This window comes from Paraburkholderia sp. J10-1, from assembly GCF_905220165.1.
In the GTDB taxonomy this organism is placed as follows: domain Bacteria; phylum Pseudomonadota; class Gammaproteobacteria; order Burkholderiales; family Burkholderiaceae; genus Paraburkholderia.
Genome location: NZ_CAJMYW010000024.1, coordinates 76,015 through 89,044, shown reverse-complemented (window position 1 = coordinate 89,044; position 13,030 = coordinate 76,015). Strand labels below are relative to the sequence as shown.

Genomic DNA, 13,030 nt, shown 5'->3' with positions numbered 1-13,030 from the left:
CTTCGTTGGCTCTCGGAGTAATAGATCCTCGGTCGCTGTTTCATTTGCAACACCTCCGCTGCTCACGCAGGCTGTAGTGTGTTGCATCGACCGGTTGAATCCGCCGCCAGTATCGGCCAGTCGACAGTGGAGCCCGGATCGCCGACAATTGGATCTTCTGACATCGAAGCTAGCTTTCACGTCATGCGCAGACTGCAGGCATCGCGCTTCTTTATTGCAGGCAACCCTGCAGAACCGGTATTCACACTGGACAGCGCAGTGTCGGAGTGGCTCTTCGCATCGGGGTTCTGGAATCAAATCAATAACTCGCTGGGAACGATGTTTGACCAGTTCGAAGAGGACGAGGTTGAGCCAGCGGTACTCGTACAAATTGCGTCCGACTTAGACTGTTGCATCCGCGCGCTCGAAATACAGGGCGCAGAAGAGGTGCGATTCGTTTGCGGCTGGTCCTCGTCTGGAGACAGCCACGCAGTCAAAGTTCGGCGAACCGGTCTTATCTCGCAATTGGCCATGCTACGAAGCCTTCTAGCTTCGGCCGCTGCGAATGGGGAGGTCCTTGAGTTCAATCTTTGACGGAGCTCGTTATTGGGAGGCGGACGGCGGCCATTAATTCATTCAGAGAGTAATTTGTTGACCACTGCCAACCCGGAGCTGAGTACATGGACAGCAGGCTTATACCGCTTGAACCCCTGTCGCAGGTCGTATTTATTCACGACTATTTCCAGCTTGTTTTTCAGGAAGAGCGGCTCACGGTCTATAACTGTGCCGCAGTGGCGGACGGCGAGAGTTTTACTCGCCAAGGAACATCAGGGTTCTGCGACAAGCTCGTGGGGTTGATCGGCCAGAGCGTGGTCACTGTCGAGCAGACAGATCAATACGTACTTTCTCTTCGCTTTTCAGGTGGCGCGACCTTTAACATTCTGGCAAACACACAGGCAATTTGGCCAGAAGCCTTTGACTTCATTGGGCGAAATCGATATTGGTACCACGAAGTCAATGGCTAGCTGGCCGCGTTGAGCGTCCGCTGTGGAGAAAGTTGAAGGACCCCTCCGGGTCGGTTATGCCCGTTGCATGAGATGTGCGCCGGGGGGGCGAGCGGCGTGCCCGGTCGTGGACGCAGTGCGGCCATGAAGCGACGGTCGACATTGAGACTTGAATCGTCAACAATCTTCTTTTGTCGCCGCGTTCAGTAAGCGCCGTCCATTACGATGAAGCTAAGACATCTAAACCCGGCGGAAAGAGCCTTGATTGAACACATGCTACAAGCAAGCCCGCAGGCGCCAGCGCTTCGTGACTTGCTGCCGGATTGCTTGGTCGAAGGGTTGGACGACGGTCGGATGGGAAGTGTTCGGTTTGACTCGCAACATATCGAAGGGCGCCGGCTAGGCGCGGATCTCTGCCAGATGGAGTTTCTTGACTCCGATGGCGTACCAGTCTTCGTGACCCTGTCTCTGGACAACTTTGGCCAGTTGTTCGAGCTCGACATGTGGAAAGCGGATTTTTCTGCGATTCAACGCTTTCCGTTGACTCATTAAAGGAAACGGAGGGCTAGCGGTGGCCAACTAGAGACGTTCGACCTCGGACCCAAGATAGCCGACAATTTGGTGTCACTCTCCCAACTGCAGAAAATCCATCAGCTCGCCGACGATCGCTTCGGGAGCGTCTTCCTGCATCAAATGCCCTGAGCCAGGAACTCGCGTGAAGCGTGCTCCGGGAATCAGCAACGATAATTCAGGGCCTCGCTCGACCGGAATCCACTGATCCTCCTCGCCCCACAGGATGGAAACCGGGCAGCGTAGCTCTCCATAACGCGATTGGACCTCATCGGTATAGCGCTGGTTCATCTGGGCGATTTGCCGGTAGAACGCCGCTTGCCCTAGTTCGCCCGTCCATGGCGACGAGTAAATGCGCAATGTGTCTGTCGCGAGCGTTCGGTTCGCTGCGCCCTGCAGATATGCGTTGACCATCGCCCCATGAATGTACGCGGGCACGCCTGCGAACGCAGCCTCATGCGCGCGCACATGACGGACAAACGGTGAACCCCATGGGGCGATCGCCACCGGATCAATCAGCAGCAGGGATCGATACGCGCATTGGTTGAGCAAGGCAGCCCTGAGCGCTGTGGCACCTCCAAAATCGTGGGCGACTACGTCAGGCTTCTCGAGCCGCCAATGCCTGAGCAAGGCTGCAAGCAGGCGATTCTGAACCCCCAGTGAGACATCCTGATCCGCGCGCTGCTCGGACATTCCGTAACCAAGCAAATCGAAGTAGAAGACTTGTCGAAAGCGAGCGGCGATCGGCGCGATGCGGCGCCAGACCTGCGAAGAAAACGGCGTTCCATGGACCAGCACCAACGGCTTTCCCGCACCGATTACCCCATAGCGTACCGACTGGCCATCGAAGTCAAAAGAATGCGCCAAAGGCAACGCCCCAGGAAACGACTGCCTGGACTGCCGCGAAGTATCCGTCATGAATCACCTTGTGCGTTGGACTATGGCGATGTACCAGCATAGACTAACCATCAAAATCCAACAAGGAGGTTATATTGGCCAGTGCAAAAGAACCGCGTTTGCAAGCAGATACGAATGTGGGCGGCCACCTCGTCCTTAACTTCGTGAACACCTGCGGCGGCGCAGGTAAGGCTCGTGACGTCGAGCGATTGGTCAACTGGCGTGACGTTATCGACTGGGCTACGGCAAACGGTGTCCTTAATGCGGCTGATAGTCGACTGATCGAGAAGGCGCGGTTGCGCGCGGGGTGCCGTCCATCCGATCTCCTGAAAGATCTGACGGAACTGCGAGAAGCGGTGCATTCGGTGTTCTCTGCGATTGCCGGTAGCGTTCTGCCTGCGCAGACCGCCCGGCAGCGGCTGGAAGGCCATATCGTCGCGGCAATGAGCCATTCGGCGCTGTCCGTTGAAGGGCGAGCACCGGCACGCTGGACGGTATGCCCTGAGAAGGCCGGTAGCGCGCTCATCAAGGACCGGCTTGCTATCGCTGCGAGCGAACTGCTTTCGCAACCGATCCTGTCGAATGTCCGGGAGTGCGGCGCATGCTCGTGGTTGTTCCTCGATCTCTCGCGGAGCAGGTCCCGACGATGGTGCTCAATGGCCACTTGTGGAAATCGCGCAAAAGCACAGCGCCACTACCATACGACGAGAACGACATTTTGAACGGCGGTCTAAACGTGCGTGAACGGGCGTGCGGACTCATCGCCTCAGGCTTTTCGTGCACGACTAACGGCCGCTTTGGAGAAGGTTGAATGACCGGAGAGGGTGCACTGAGCCACACGTGTCGGGAAGCGCGCGGCCACAAACGGCCATTCGAGATTGGGCTTAGGATCGTCGACAATCCACCACCTGTGTGCCGCAGCGCGCCTGAGCGGCGAGAACCAAGGTTGAATGTGGCCTGCATGTATGCGTCGTGCCAGCAGGCTACTGCCCGCTCCAGTCGCCGGAGTAAAGGTCATAGACCATCATGTGCTGTAGCGCTTCTCTAATCTTGTCTTCTCCGACGGCGTCAAACAAGCGGGTCGGGATTGAAATCCCGACGTGCTCAGAGTCGATCGAAAATACTTCGGCTCTACCGTCGAGTAAGCCAAGGCTACGCTCAACGTCGCTCAGGGAAATACCGCGAATCATAAGTTGAAAGCTCATGACCGTTTCACCCGAATCTCTGCAACGTCTCCGAGCGCCTGATGCAGGCAACTTTCAAGATCGTCTGCCACCTTTTGTCCACGGACATCATAGACCACCACAAATCTAGCAGCACGCAGCGGCACGTGTTGTCGGCCAAAACGTATACGCGCCCGAACGTACGCAACGCTTAGGTTCAGCGCTGCTTGCGTCTCGACATAATGATTGGCGATTAGTGTATGTTCCGTGGCGTCTGCTGTTGAAAATTCTGGCGTGAACATCATGTTTTGATCCGAAGGCTCCCGACCGTTGAACGGCTGTTCTGGGGAAAACTGAAGGGCAGATCAGGGTCGAGTTATGCCAATTACATAAAGAGCGCATCCGGCACGACCGCCGGGCCGGGTGTCGGCCGCCGTGCGGCCACAACCGGTCGTTCGACGCCGCCGCGGAAATCGTCGACAATCTGCATATCTTCTTTATCCGCGGTGTTGAAGAACCTAGATGGAATCGCACGTAATCCAGTTTACGGAGAAAGAGCTTAGCCACTGGGCTGGCATGGGTGAATATGTACTACTACCGTCCGACGGCAGCTACGAGATAGCACTGAAATACGAAGGGGAACCGCCGCATGGTGACTCGTACCACACCGCCATAGTGGACGGCCGCCAGTTGCCCGGCTACGCGTGGTGCTGCATATTCTCGATGTCCGCTTGCTCGAGTTTCGTAGCATTCAGTTGGATGGAGCGTAAGTTCGAAAGGCTGACGACAATCGTCGATGTGAGACGCAGCTTGTACTTTGTCCTGCCCATGTATATCTACCATCCGTGCATCGAATGGCCCGCAGTTCTACCTGGGCCAGCCTCTGGGCCGGAACACTACGCATTCGTTGGCTCCGAGGTCTGGAGAGCGTTTTGACGCCGCCATGATCGCTATATCCAGCGCCGCTCATATAGCATCAGTCGGCAGCTTGGGACATCCAACAAACCCCGCAGCATCAGCGACAATCACGACGAGCTAAGCATATTGCGCGACCATGTCCAATGATCAAAGAAACGTTTGCCACCGATTCGGTGCAGAATACATGCCGCCCGAGGCGAGCCAGAAGGTAGGGATCGCGCTTGGATCCCTTGAGAATGTGCCGCTTCAAGCGGTTCGACTAACCCCGGAAAACGGTACGTGTGGTTGGTATATTTACGGCGGCGACTACTCACCGGACCCGGACTTCTATCAGCCGCTTCATGTCGCCCACTTGATCGAGCGCTGTCCGACCATTGTCCCTTACTTGGCACTGCCGCCGGGATGGCGTGTATTGCTTGCGCCGGACTACGAGGATGTCTGGTTCGATGGTGAGCTGCTGGTCACTGAAAGCTCGTAACGGCCAGTTCGGTCTCTCGCACCTGAGCCTCGTATCGTTGACGAATCGAGATACAGAAGTTGCTCGAAGCGCTCTATCCACTTGCGGATCAATGTCAAAAGCCCGGGGCTGACCGCCAGTGAACGAATGGTGGAAACGGCGCACTTTTCAGGAAGGCTAGGAAGACTTCCACAACCTGGTCACACATGAACCATTCATCTGCACGCATCGGAATATTTCCTGCACTGAAGACCAAGATCGTTCCATCTGGGCGCATAGGGGAAGGTTTGTCGTGAAATGCCCTCCATCTTTGTGATGCGTCGATCTCGAAGCGCTCAATCATGCAGCTAACGCCGCCTCCGGCTACCTGCACATAGTTTCCTTCGGTATCAGTCAATGACGCATAAGATGACTTTCCGTAGCTTCGCAATGACTTGAGCGCGCGGGCGATCTGTATGGGAGGCGGCGTGGTGATTCCCGCTTTACCCTCGATGTCGAATTTCATTGGTCGATTTATCTCGATGCCTCTCGATCAGATAAGGCATCCTACCAGTGTCCCGCCCCCATAGCGAATGGCCGCTATCGGCAAACCCGACTGACCGCTCGGGGTCGAACTGGGACGGACAACCAGACTACGGCTTCAAGGGAAATTGTCCTGGCGGAACCAGAGCCCTGTTGAACTGGCTCGCCTGTCTGCTTGTCACTCATGTGAGCCGTGTTGCGCGTACACGGCATCCGTCCTTATCTGCTTCATTCCAGCAAGATAATCAGGGCTCCTCTAGATATGCAGCGCAGCGCACATGGAGCCGTTGTACGACAGGTGAACGGTAGTCCAGAAACCAACCGGTTCGTAGATTGAAGAGTCTGTGCAAATCGGCATCGTCTTTCGGGAAGGGTACCTCGCTTTCCTGCCTGGCGATCACCCGAGATGCCTCCACGAGCCTTGCCCGCTCCAGCCAGTCACATTCTGCGCCGTTCGAGGCCAGCCAGATCTTTGCCGATTCGATCAGATGATCGGTGCGCAGCCACACGCCCTCGCGGGCGAATGCAAAGAGCTGGCCGACCACAAGGAAGCGCAGCAACTCGGTGCGTGCCTCGTCATCCAGAGGTCTCGCCACTTCCCTTCCGCCAAGTAGGTCGCCCGCAGGGCCGACTGTCGGGCTGGTTTCTCCTGATGCCGCAGCCGTACGGCCAGATCACTTTACCGCACCGATCGGCGGATCGCATGGGGACAGTTCATCGCCGCCCGCACGATTTCCCGGAAAGACTCGCCAGTTAAGGCTCCTCGAACCGATCAGGCCACCCCTGAACATCTACCAGGAGATGAGTTTGGCAAAATTTGCCAAAGCCTGATAGACTGGTTCACATGAGTACGATGAACATCTCCCTCCCCGATTCGCTGAAGGAATATGTCGACGAGCAGGTCGGCGAGCGCGGCTACGGCACGAGCAGCGAATACGTCCGCGAACTAATCCGCAAGGATCAGGATCGCAAGCGCCTGCGGACAATGATCCTGCAGGGAGCGACTTCGGGCCTCGCAGATCCGGCCGACGCCGACTACTTCGAATCGCTGCGCGCCCGCGTACGTACTTCGCGCAAATGACGGCCAAGCCCGTCATCCCGACCCGGCTGGCCAGGCAGGACGTAGAAGACGAGCTGACACATTACCTCGTTGACGAAGGCTCGGAACAGGCAGCGCTCGGGTTCATTGCGCAAATCGAGCAGGCATACGCGCATCTCGCCAAACACCCCAACATCGGCTCACTCCGTTACTCGTACGAACTGGACATACCGGGCCTGCGCTCATGGTCTCTCGATCGCTACCCGCATCTGATCTTTTACATTGAGCGCAAGGATCACGTCGAGGTCTGGCGCGTACTCAACGGCAAGCGTGATATTCCAGCCTGGCTGTTGAGCGATGACAGCGAGTTCCATTGACGCCATCTGCACGGCACAAGGCCCGCGAGAAGCCATCTGGTTCGCGGGCTTCTTCATTTTCCGACCATGAGGCTCGCAAACCATTTGACGGCCGCGCCCCTTTCTGCGCGCTTACGCCGAAGCCGCCTTTCGTTACACAGGTAGGGGGTTACCAGTCTTTTTTCCAGTCTTCTGCGATCCGGCCCGCGTCACTTGCGACGTTCAGCGTCGGGACCCGGCACGGGGATAGTCCACTCAGCCACCACTTCCCCCGCTTCGGGTTCGCGCTCTCGCCTCAGCTCCAGGATGCGACCGTGAGCGACAACCACTTTCAGGTCGAGTCTCACGCCTTTCCGGAAGTGGAACAAATAAGCCGTGAAGGAGGCTGTGTTGCTGGCAAAGTAACCGTCACTCAGAAACTCTCGACGCGCGACACGTCCATCGCTTGCCACCCAGTAATCGGCCATGGCGCAATCGAGTGACTTTGTCTGCCAGTCCTTTCTCGGCAGGTCTTCGAGGAACGGCTCGAAATCCTGAGAAAACTCGAATGTATCGTTCATCCTCGAGCGCGGCTTCGCTGGTGTTAGCGTCGACCAAGGGTAACATGGGCTCCCCAGTCTCCGGGCTGGCACTGCAAAACTGGTTAGGGCCGCTTCCGCGCCACAGTTTGCTCGTCGCGGGACTGTGCGGGACGGGACCGCACAAAAATGGTGACGGAGACCGGGCTTTCGCGTGTGGCGAGGGAGGAATCCGCAATGCGTCGATGTTTCTGCGACTCTTCTCACGTGCCTTCCCTGCTCCAATCCAGAATCAGTCTTCGCGGCGCAGCCTGCAGGCTTCGCTGAGACTCCCGGTTGCAGGGTCGATCGCGATTGCCGCGCGGCAATCATACGGTGCCACCGTCAAGGGTTGGAACGACGAATGCCTGCACCGGGCCCGGGCCTCTGAAAGCCGGACCCTGTGCTGTCCGTGGACCTGCTGATTGGCAGGTGTCATCCCGGCGTGGTAAAAGGTCGTCCCTTGCGGGTGATCGCCTCCATGCGATGCGTATTCTCGTGATTTCAGGTTTCAACATCGACAGGATTCAAAAATGGCAACTGGCACTGTGAAATGGTTCAACGATGCGAAAGGCTTTGGCTTCATCACCCCGGATGACGGCGGCGAAGACCTGTTTGCTCACTTTTCCGAGATCAAGACGGAAGGCTTCAAGTCGCTGCAGGAAAACCAGAAAGTAAGCTTCGATGTCAAGATGGGGCCGAAGGGCAAGCAGGCTGCAAATATCAAGCCAGCCTGACCGGCGCGCGTCGCATCCCGATGTGTGGCCCGCTCTGCGGGCCAGTTTTTCTTGCGCCCTGTGCATCAATCTCTAATGCAGCGATGGGCATCCGGCACATGTCCGCGCCATGCTGTTTGAGCGTCAACAGTAGTTTTGTGTGAAACACGATGTCCTGGTGCGCCCTCCTCGCGACATCGATCGATTCTCCGGATGATCGTCGACGAAGCGCAAGCGTTTCGCCACAGGCGTGAAGACGCAGGGCGAAGTGCGCGTTTGCGGTAGCGTTGACGTCGCACTTTCGGCCACGCTGCCCGGATCCATCATCGCCTGGCAAAACAGCGGATATCCTCTGAAGGAAGACGGTTGAACTCCGCCGCAGCAATAACACTGTCCTCGACGAATCGACTTCCCCGACCAGAAGCACTACGATCAAAAACATGCCGGCCGCCATGGCAGGTGCTTGTCGCAAGATAATTTGCTGACGATTCGCACCCACCGTGCCAGACGCCCACCGATGTAGTGGCCCATAGCGCCTCGCGACGCATGCGTAGTGAACCCGCGCGGTCCCGTGCATGATCGCGATGACCGTGACGCAGTCCGCCGCGTAGATTGTTTGAATCAGGCGAGGAGGCAAGTGCCGGAAATGCGTGGCGCTATCCTCGGTGGGTGCCCGTCGCTGCCACCACCCAGTGGATCGATGCCGGGAGCCGTGCTTTCAGGGGAATCGCCATGACGACGACTGAGTCACTTCTGACGTTGGCCGAGTATCTCGAGCTGTCCCTGAACTCCGGCGGAAGTGTGATCATGATGCAGAAGTGCAATGACGTCTGTGCCATGTACGTTGGCGATGCCAGGAGAGATCAGGATCGCCTGAGATATCACGGGAACATTGCCGCAACCCAGGCCGAAGAGATTCTTGAGCAAACCCACGCTGGACGAAACCGGCTGGAGATCGGCGGGCAGCTATACCGTTTCATCCGGAGCTTCAAACATTTTGAGGATCGCGGCGCGGTCGTTTTCGCGCCGTCGTGACACCGGAAGCACGACAATTTCGGGAAACTTGAATCTGACGTTTCCGGGTATGTTGTCCATTCCCAAATACTGAAAATCCTCATCAGGGACTTGTCAGGCGAAGTACGTTGCGCCCGAACAGGATCGAGTGGTCGAGTTGAACGGTCGACGGCGGCCAGCGTGATGTGCAGGTCAGCAGAGCCCCCGATCCATTCGCCGAAGCGCCCATTCCTGTGAAATCAGATTGCCGCGCCTTGCCTTGAAAGGGTTATCGGCTTGCCGTCGGCACCGTTGACCAGTGCGCCGGTTTCATCGCGGATCCATGAATGGTTACCCGAAATTCCTGCATGACTTCATTCGTTATCCTCTACACTTCATATCCGCTCCCGGGGAACGGGTACTTCAAGGAGCCCGCCAGCCTCACCCAGGCGTACATTTACGCGTCACGGAGCGAATGACGCATCAAATACCGACATCGCCGCGTCTATAATAAACACCTGCCGGACACCACTGATCGCATGGAGCCCTACTTTATGAATCAAGCCCGCGGGCGATATGCGGGATCCCGCGACAGCGGCCAACGCCAGGCTCGCCACGAAAAAAAATCTCAGCCCAACCGGCCGAAACAATCGTATGTGAAGGCGCCTGCGCAGGACGCCGCCCAGACCGCCTCCATTTTCAAGACACGGTCGTTCCAGTTTCTGGTCGATACGGTAGGCGCAGAGAATATCGCCATCGCACTTGAATCCAGCATGACGCGCGTGGCCGAACTGTTGAAGGGCGAGAGGTTCACACCCGAGACCGCCTTTCATATGGAAACTACGCTCGGGTTGCCGCATGGCTTTTTTGACCAGCCCAATCCTGGGCTCACAGCCGAGACCATCGCCCGGCTGAAGTCGCCACTCGACCTTATTCAGGCCGACGACGGACCAGACGCGACGTCCGAAGCACTTGAGCCGGCTTCTGCCCTGACTGTCGACCCGCAACCATCTCTTAAAAACCGTTTGTCCGAGGAAGCACAAATGCCCAGGAAAGCAACTGGCGGTACGCCCAGAGCCGTCAAGAATCATCCGGGCGTAGCGGCCGGAGCCCAGACGCCGCGAAAATCTTCGCGTGCAAAAGACAGAACGCCTCCTGAAACGACCCAGCAGCAATCGCTGGCTCTGAACGATGGCGCCGACGTAGAGAACATCCGACGCGCCAACCTCCACGTTCTCACGAGTCGCAACGGATCGAAAGCAAGGCTTGGTGTGGTCATGGACCTGAGTGGGTCCAACATGGCCCACCGGCTGCATGGCAAGAAGCGCCTGGACGCTGTCGAAGCAAACCGGTTCACGGAGCGGCTTGGTTTGCCAGCTGGCTGGCTGGACACCCCGCGTTCGGAAGCCGATATTCCAGCGTCGGTGTCGCGTATGCTTGCGCCTGCCGCGCGCGGACGCGTATCGGCTCAACAAAACGAATCGCTTGCGGCCGCAACGAAGGATGACGTACCAGCAAAGGCCTCCGGCGCGAAGACGCGTGGACGGCGCGCGCGGGCGGGCGATCCACAAAACCCCTCACCGGTTTCGACGGATGTGGCGGGCGAGCAGGAGGCGATCGTTGCCAGCGCGCAAGATCCTGTCAATGGTTTTCCCGACGACGTTACCGGTCGCCTGCCTGAAGAAAATGGTGACGGGGCTCCGCCAGCTACAGCGTCAGCACCTGAGTCGTTCGCCGCGTCCGCAGTACCGCAGCGAAACCCGGCAGCCCTCCCCTTCGCTGCCGTGACGAGCCTGGACAATCTTCACGGTATCGAGCCGATCGCGGAAGCATTGCTCAAGACGCTGGCGGGCAAGGCACGCACGGGTCGCCTGGACGAACTGAAGGCCCTGGAACTGCTGCAGCAGGCGATCCTGTTGTGAGCCTGTAGTAGCGTGCCAGGCCCTTCGCGCCATGATGCATAAGGCGCATCAGGGGGCCCGGTTCCGGTACGCACAAAAGCTGCGCCCTGTCAGCTCGACTTGCCATCGACCTGCATCGCCGGGCTAACCGTTGAGGGAATCATCTGGAAGATGGTGTGGGAGGCTCCCGGAGGCCGGATTTTCCTCCCGGGTTTTCCTAGGAATACTGATCAGGATGTGCCAGGTAATCCGCAGTGCGGAGATCGCCTGCGGCTCAATGGAGTTTGGACGCGTGACGACGGCGGGCAGTTGCCAGAAGCGGATTATCGTCGGCTTCGGCGTCGCGCTCTTGCGCACTGCCATCGGCAATGACAACGTGGACGTCCTGCGCAAAGGCATCTTCGAAACAGCTGCGCGCACGTGCAACACATTCAGATGCCGGCGCCTCACCCGCACTCGCTGCGGCCTGCGCAGTTGCCTTTGCGGCCAGGCCAAACGCGGCGACGATCTCGTCCCAGGTCAGTCCGGTCGCCATCGCTTCCTGCACGAGCTTACCCGCGACGACACCGATTTTTGCCCTCAGTTCATCATCCATTGCTTCAATTCCAATGATCCTTCGTGCCGCGCCTGCGCGACGTCGTTCCACAATTGTCTTCGCCTTTCAGGCGAGAGCGGCACGGCCGGCGGCGTCCTGCCACGCCATCTCGACCGCACAGTCACCGGACGTAACCGTATCGTGCGCCTTTTCCGTCACGACGTCATACGCCATGGCTCCCCCATCGCAGTATGCGGACGTTGCCGCGGGATAGCGCGATCGCACGATTGCCCGCGCCGCAACTGCGGTATCACGACCGGGTCGATAGCGTAGTTCAAGCATGGTGCCATTCCTATGCCTTCTGGAGCACGAAATTCGCGGCCGCGTATCGTGCGTTGCAGTTCCAGACCGCCTGCCCGTCGCGGTAGAACGTTGCCCAGCCGTCCTTGACGGTAACCTGCGCTGCCGGAAATACCTCGCTGTGCCCATTTGCGGCAGCAGAGAGGGAATTGTTTTCCTTGCAGATCGCCCTGTATTCGCCGTCCTCAGGTACGTCCGTTCGGGAGACTTCCATTTCGTGACCTCTCCGGTTGACGGTCACATCTGCCGACATATCGCCGGGCCACCGATCACGCCGACTGCGACTGTCGTACCGCGACCATAGTTGCGAGGCTCATGCCGAACCTCGTATCCATCCTCATCGCGCCTCAGGCGGCCGATATGCGCTTCGACGGTTGCGTCCTGATCACGCACAGCCGCAAGATCGCGCATCACCAGGTCCCCTGGCAACGACCGCAAACACTCCAGCAACGTAGACATCCCGTTTTTCCTTCCTCAGAACCTGATCGTATCGAACGGGACATCGATCCCGTGGTGTTGAAGCACAGCGTCGCGAAATACCTGCCATTCGCCTTCTCCAGCTCGCTCATGCGTGCAGTGCAGGCACTGATCCGCACCGGCGAGCTGCTCGGTCACGGTTCGATGCACGTCGATCCCGAAGCGTTTGCTGAATCGTCCCACACACGAGCCGTCGTGTGCGGTCACCCACACGGTATCTCCCAGTGAGGACACGTCAATGCTGTGAGGTTGCGTCATGCTTTTTTCCTGTTTATCCAGCGGCAATCGTACTGCATGTTACTGCGGGCACGCACACCCGCGGGACTCTGGAACTTATCGCTCCCGGCTCCTGTGAGACACCTGAAAGCACAGGATAAAAATTGAGTATATGGGCGGCGTCTCTTCGCACTGCTCGCCGCGAGGCGGTGGCGGGGACATCGAGCGTTGACCGTTAGTCGCTTTTTCTAAAAAACAATCGCGGCACGACAACCAGCAGGGCAACGGGATACCAAAATTATTTTGAAGGTCGCTCTTGCCTTGTAACGTGACATCTCAATATTCCAGCTCGACATCTATCCGCCAGCGT

The 13,030-nt window shown here is 58.0% G+C and carries 18 protein-coding genes; 10 read left to right on the top strand and 8 right to left on the bottom strand.

All coding sequences use genetic code 11. From position 1 onward, the window contains the following. The first annotated feature begins 659 nt into the window (after positions 1-659). Both U5A65_RS37165 and U5A65_RS37160 read left to right on the top strand, forming a co-directional pair. Entirely contained in the window at positions 660-1,004 is a 345-nt protein-coding gene (locus U5A65_RS37165) for a hypothetical protein (protein WP_321949366.1), read from the top strand. Positions 1,005-1,208: 204 nt separating this feature from the next. Next, positions 1,209-1,535 (top strand): DUF6984 family protein, encoded by a 327-nt coding sequence (locus U5A65_RS37160; protein WP_415766311.1) that lies wholly within the window; start codon positions 1,209-1,211, stop codon positions 1,533-1,535. A gap of 72 nt (positions 1,536-1,607) precedes the next feature. Here the strand turns inward: U5A65_RS37160 and U5A65_RS37155 are convergent, their stop codons facing one another. Further along, on the bottom strand, positions 1,608-2,471 hold the full coding sequence (locus tag U5A65_RS37155) for an alpha/beta hydrolase (RefSeq protein WP_321949364.1): 864 nt from the start codon (positions 2,469-2,471) through the stop codon (positions 1,608-1,610). Between the two features lie 74 nt (positions 2,472-2,545). On the opposite strand from U5A65_RS37155, the gene U5A65_RS37150 reads away from it, so the two are divergent. Then, the gene (locus U5A65_RS37150) at positions 2,546-3,172 is read left to right on the top strand and encodes a CGNR zinc finger domain-containing protein (RefSeq protein WP_321949363.1); all 627 of its coding nucleotides are present in this window, start codon (positions 2,546-2,548) and stop codon (positions 3,170-3,172) included. A 261-nt stretch (positions 3,173-3,433) separates the two neighbouring features. Here U5A65_RS37150 and U5A65_RS37145 read toward each other — a convergent pair whose 3' ends face one another. Together U5A65_RS37145 and U5A65_RS37140 are read right to left on the bottom strand one after the other, a co-directional pair. Then, the gene (locus tag U5A65_RS37145) at positions 3,434-3,655 is read right to left on the bottom strand and encodes a hypothetical protein (protein WP_321949362.1); all 222 of its coding nucleotides are present in this window, start codon (positions 3,653-3,655) and stop codon (positions 3,434-3,436) included. Continuing rightward, entirely contained in the window at positions 3,652-3,918 is a 267-nt protein-coding gene (locus U5A65_RS37140; protein WP_321949361.1) for a hypothetical protein, read from the bottom strand. Before U5A65_RS37140 ends, U5A65_RS37145 begins: the two co-directional genes overlap by 4 nt. Before the next feature lie 749 nt (positions 3,919-4,667). Between U5A65_RS37140 and U5A65_RS37135 the strand changes: the two genes are divergently transcribed. Then, a complete protein-coding gene (locus U5A65_RS37135) occupies positions 4,668-5,009 on the top strand; it encodes a hypothetical protein (RefSeq protein WP_321949360.1) in 342 nt (113 codons plus the stop codon). 94 nt (positions 5,010-5,103) lie between these two features. Here the strand turns inward: U5A65_RS37135 and U5A65_RS37130 are convergent, their stop codons facing one another. Then, complete coding sequence (locus tag U5A65_RS37130) at positions 5,104-5,493, bottom strand: hypothetical protein (RefSeq protein WP_321949359.1); 390 nt, start codon at positions 5,491-5,493, stop codon at positions 5,104-5,106. Between the two features lie 262 nt (positions 5,494-5,755). Then, a complete protein-coding gene (locus tag U5A65_RS37125; protein WP_321949358.1) occupies positions 5,756-6,106 on the bottom strand; it encodes a hypothetical protein in 351 nt (116 codons plus the stop codon). Between the two features lie 248 nt (positions 6,107-6,354). Between U5A65_RS37125 and U5A65_RS37120 the strand changes: the two genes are divergently transcribed. Continuing rightward, positions 6,355-6,591 (top strand): type II toxin-antitoxin system ParD family antitoxin, encoded by a 237-nt coding sequence (locus tag U5A65_RS37120; RefSeq protein WP_201698493.1) that lies wholly within the window; start codon positions 6,355-6,357, stop codon positions 6,589-6,591. Beyond that, positions 6,588-6,926 carry a type II toxin-antitoxin system RelE/ParE family toxin gene (locus tag U5A65_RS37115; protein ID WP_321949357.1) on the top strand — a complete coding sequence of 113 codons (339 nt, stop codon included), beginning with the start codon at positions 6,588-6,590 and terminating at the stop codon, positions 6,924-6,926. The genes U5A65_RS37120 and U5A65_RS37115 overlap by 4 nt, the downstream gene beginning before the upstream one ends. A gap of 188 nt (positions 6,927-7,114) precedes the next feature. On the opposite strand, the gene U5A65_RS37110 is transcribed toward U5A65_RS37115, so the two are convergent. Further along, positions 7,115-7,465, bottom strand: coding sequence for a hypothetical protein (locus U5A65_RS37110; protein ID WP_321949356.1), 351 nt, complete (start codon positions 7,463-7,465; stop codon positions 7,115-7,117). A gap of 530 nt (positions 7,466-7,995) precedes the next feature. Between U5A65_RS37110 and U5A65_RS37105 the strand changes: the two genes are divergently transcribed. From U5A65_RS37105 to U5A65_RS37095, 3 genes are all read left to right on the top strand, one after another. Then, the gene (locus tag U5A65_RS37105) at positions 7,996-8,199 is read left to right on the top strand and encodes a cold-shock protein (protein ID WP_042293433.1); all 204 of its coding nucleotides are present in this window, start codon (positions 7,996-7,998) and stop codon (positions 8,197-8,199) included. Positions 8,200-8,910: 711 nt separating this feature from the next. Then, on the top strand, positions 8,911-9,213 hold the full coding sequence (locus tag U5A65_RS37100; RefSeq protein WP_175198068.1) for a hypothetical protein: 303 nt from the start codon (positions 8,911-8,913) through the stop codon (positions 9,211-9,213). 512 nt (positions 9,214-9,725) lie between these two features. Then, positions 9,726-11,093 carry a hypothetical protein gene (locus U5A65_RS37095; protein ID WP_321949355.1) on the top strand — a complete coding sequence of 456 codons (1,368 nt, stop codon included), beginning with the start codon at positions 9,726-9,728 and terminating at the stop codon, positions 11,091-11,093. Between the two features lie 253 nt (positions 11,094-11,346). Here U5A65_RS37095 and U5A65_RS37090 read toward each other — a convergent pair whose 3' ends face one another. Next, on the bottom strand, positions 11,347-11,667 hold the full coding sequence (locus U5A65_RS37090; RefSeq protein WP_321949354.1) for a hypothetical protein: 321 nt from the start codon (positions 11,665-11,667) through the stop codon (positions 11,347-11,349). Between the two features lie 292 nt (positions 11,668-11,959). After that, positions 11,960-12,181: a hypothetical protein gene (locus U5A65_RS37085; protein WP_321949353.1), complete on the bottom strand. Its 222-nt coding sequence runs from the start codon at positions 12,179-12,181 to the stop codon at positions 11,960-11,962. A gap of 101 nt (positions 12,182-12,282) precedes the next feature. Here U5A65_RS37085 and U5A65_RS37080 point away from each other — a divergent pair, with 101 nt between their 5' ends. Next, positions 12,283-12,672, top strand: a complete 390-nt coding sequence (locus U5A65_RS37080; protein ID WP_321949352.1) for a hypothetical protein — start codon at positions 12,283-12,285, stop codon at positions 12,670-12,672. Positions 12,673-13,030 lie beyond the last annotated feature (358 nt).

Coding starts and splice junctions, on each gene's coding strand:
- U5A65_RS37165 (WP_321949366.1), top strand. CDS start 660: ATGGACAGCAGGCTTATACCGCTTGAACCCCTGTCGCAGGTCGTATTT.
- U5A65_RS37160 (WP_415766311.1), top strand. CDS start 1,209: ATGAAGCTAAGACATCTAAACCCGGCGGAAAGAGCCTTGATTGAACAC.
- U5A65_RS37155 (WP_321949364.1), bottom strand. CDS start 2,471: ATGACGGATACTTCGCGGCAGTCCAGGCAGTCGTTTCCTGGGGCGTTG.
- U5A65_RS37145 (WP_321949362.1), bottom strand. CDS start 3,655: ATGAGCTTTCAACTTATGATTCGCGGTATTTCCCTGAGCGACGTTGAG.
- U5A65_RS37140 (WP_321949361.1), bottom strand. CDS start 3,918: ATGATGTTCACGCCAGAATTTTCAACAGCAGACGCCACGGAACATACA.
- U5A65_RS37135 (WP_321949360.1), top strand. CDS start 4,668: ATGTCCAATGATCAAAGAAACGTTTGCCACCGATTCGGTGCAGAATAC.
- U5A65_RS37130 (WP_321949359.1), bottom strand. CDS start 5,493: ATGAAATTCGACATCGAGGGTAAAGCGGGAATCACCACGCCGCCTCCC.
- U5A65_RS37120 (WP_201698493.1), top strand. CDS start 6,355: ATGAGTACGATGAACATCTCCCTCCCCGATTCGCTGAAGGAATATGTC.
- U5A65_RS37115 (WP_321949357.1), top strand. CDS start 6,588: ATGACGGCCAAGCCCGTCATCCCGACCCGGCTGGCCAGGCAGGACGTA.
- U5A65_RS37110 (WP_321949356.1), bottom strand. CDS start 7,465: ATGAACGATACATTCGAGTTTTCTCAGGATTTCGAGCCGTTCCTCGAA.
- U5A65_RS37105 (WP_042293433.1), top strand. CDS start 7,996: ATGGCAACTGGCACTGTGAAATGGTTCAACGATGCGAAAGGCTTTGGC.
- U5A65_RS37100 (WP_175198068.1), top strand. CDS start 8,911: ATGACGACGACTGAGTCACTTCTGACGTTGGCCGAGTATCTCGAGCTG.
- U5A65_RS37095 (WP_321949355.1), top strand. CDS start 9,726: ATGAATCAAGCCCGCGGGCGATATGCGGGATCCCGCGACAGCGGCCAA.
- U5A65_RS37090 (WP_321949354.1), bottom strand. CDS start 11,667: ATGGATGATGAACTGAGGGCAAAAATCGGTGTCGTCGCGGGTAAGCTC.
- U5A65_RS37085 (WP_321949353.1), bottom strand. CDS start 12,181: ATGGAAGTCTCCCGAACGGACGTACCTGAGGACGGCGAATACAGGGCG.
- U5A65_RS37080 (WP_321949352.1), top strand. CDS start 12,283: ATGCCGAACCTCGTATCCATCCTCATCGCGCCTCAGGCGGCCGATATG.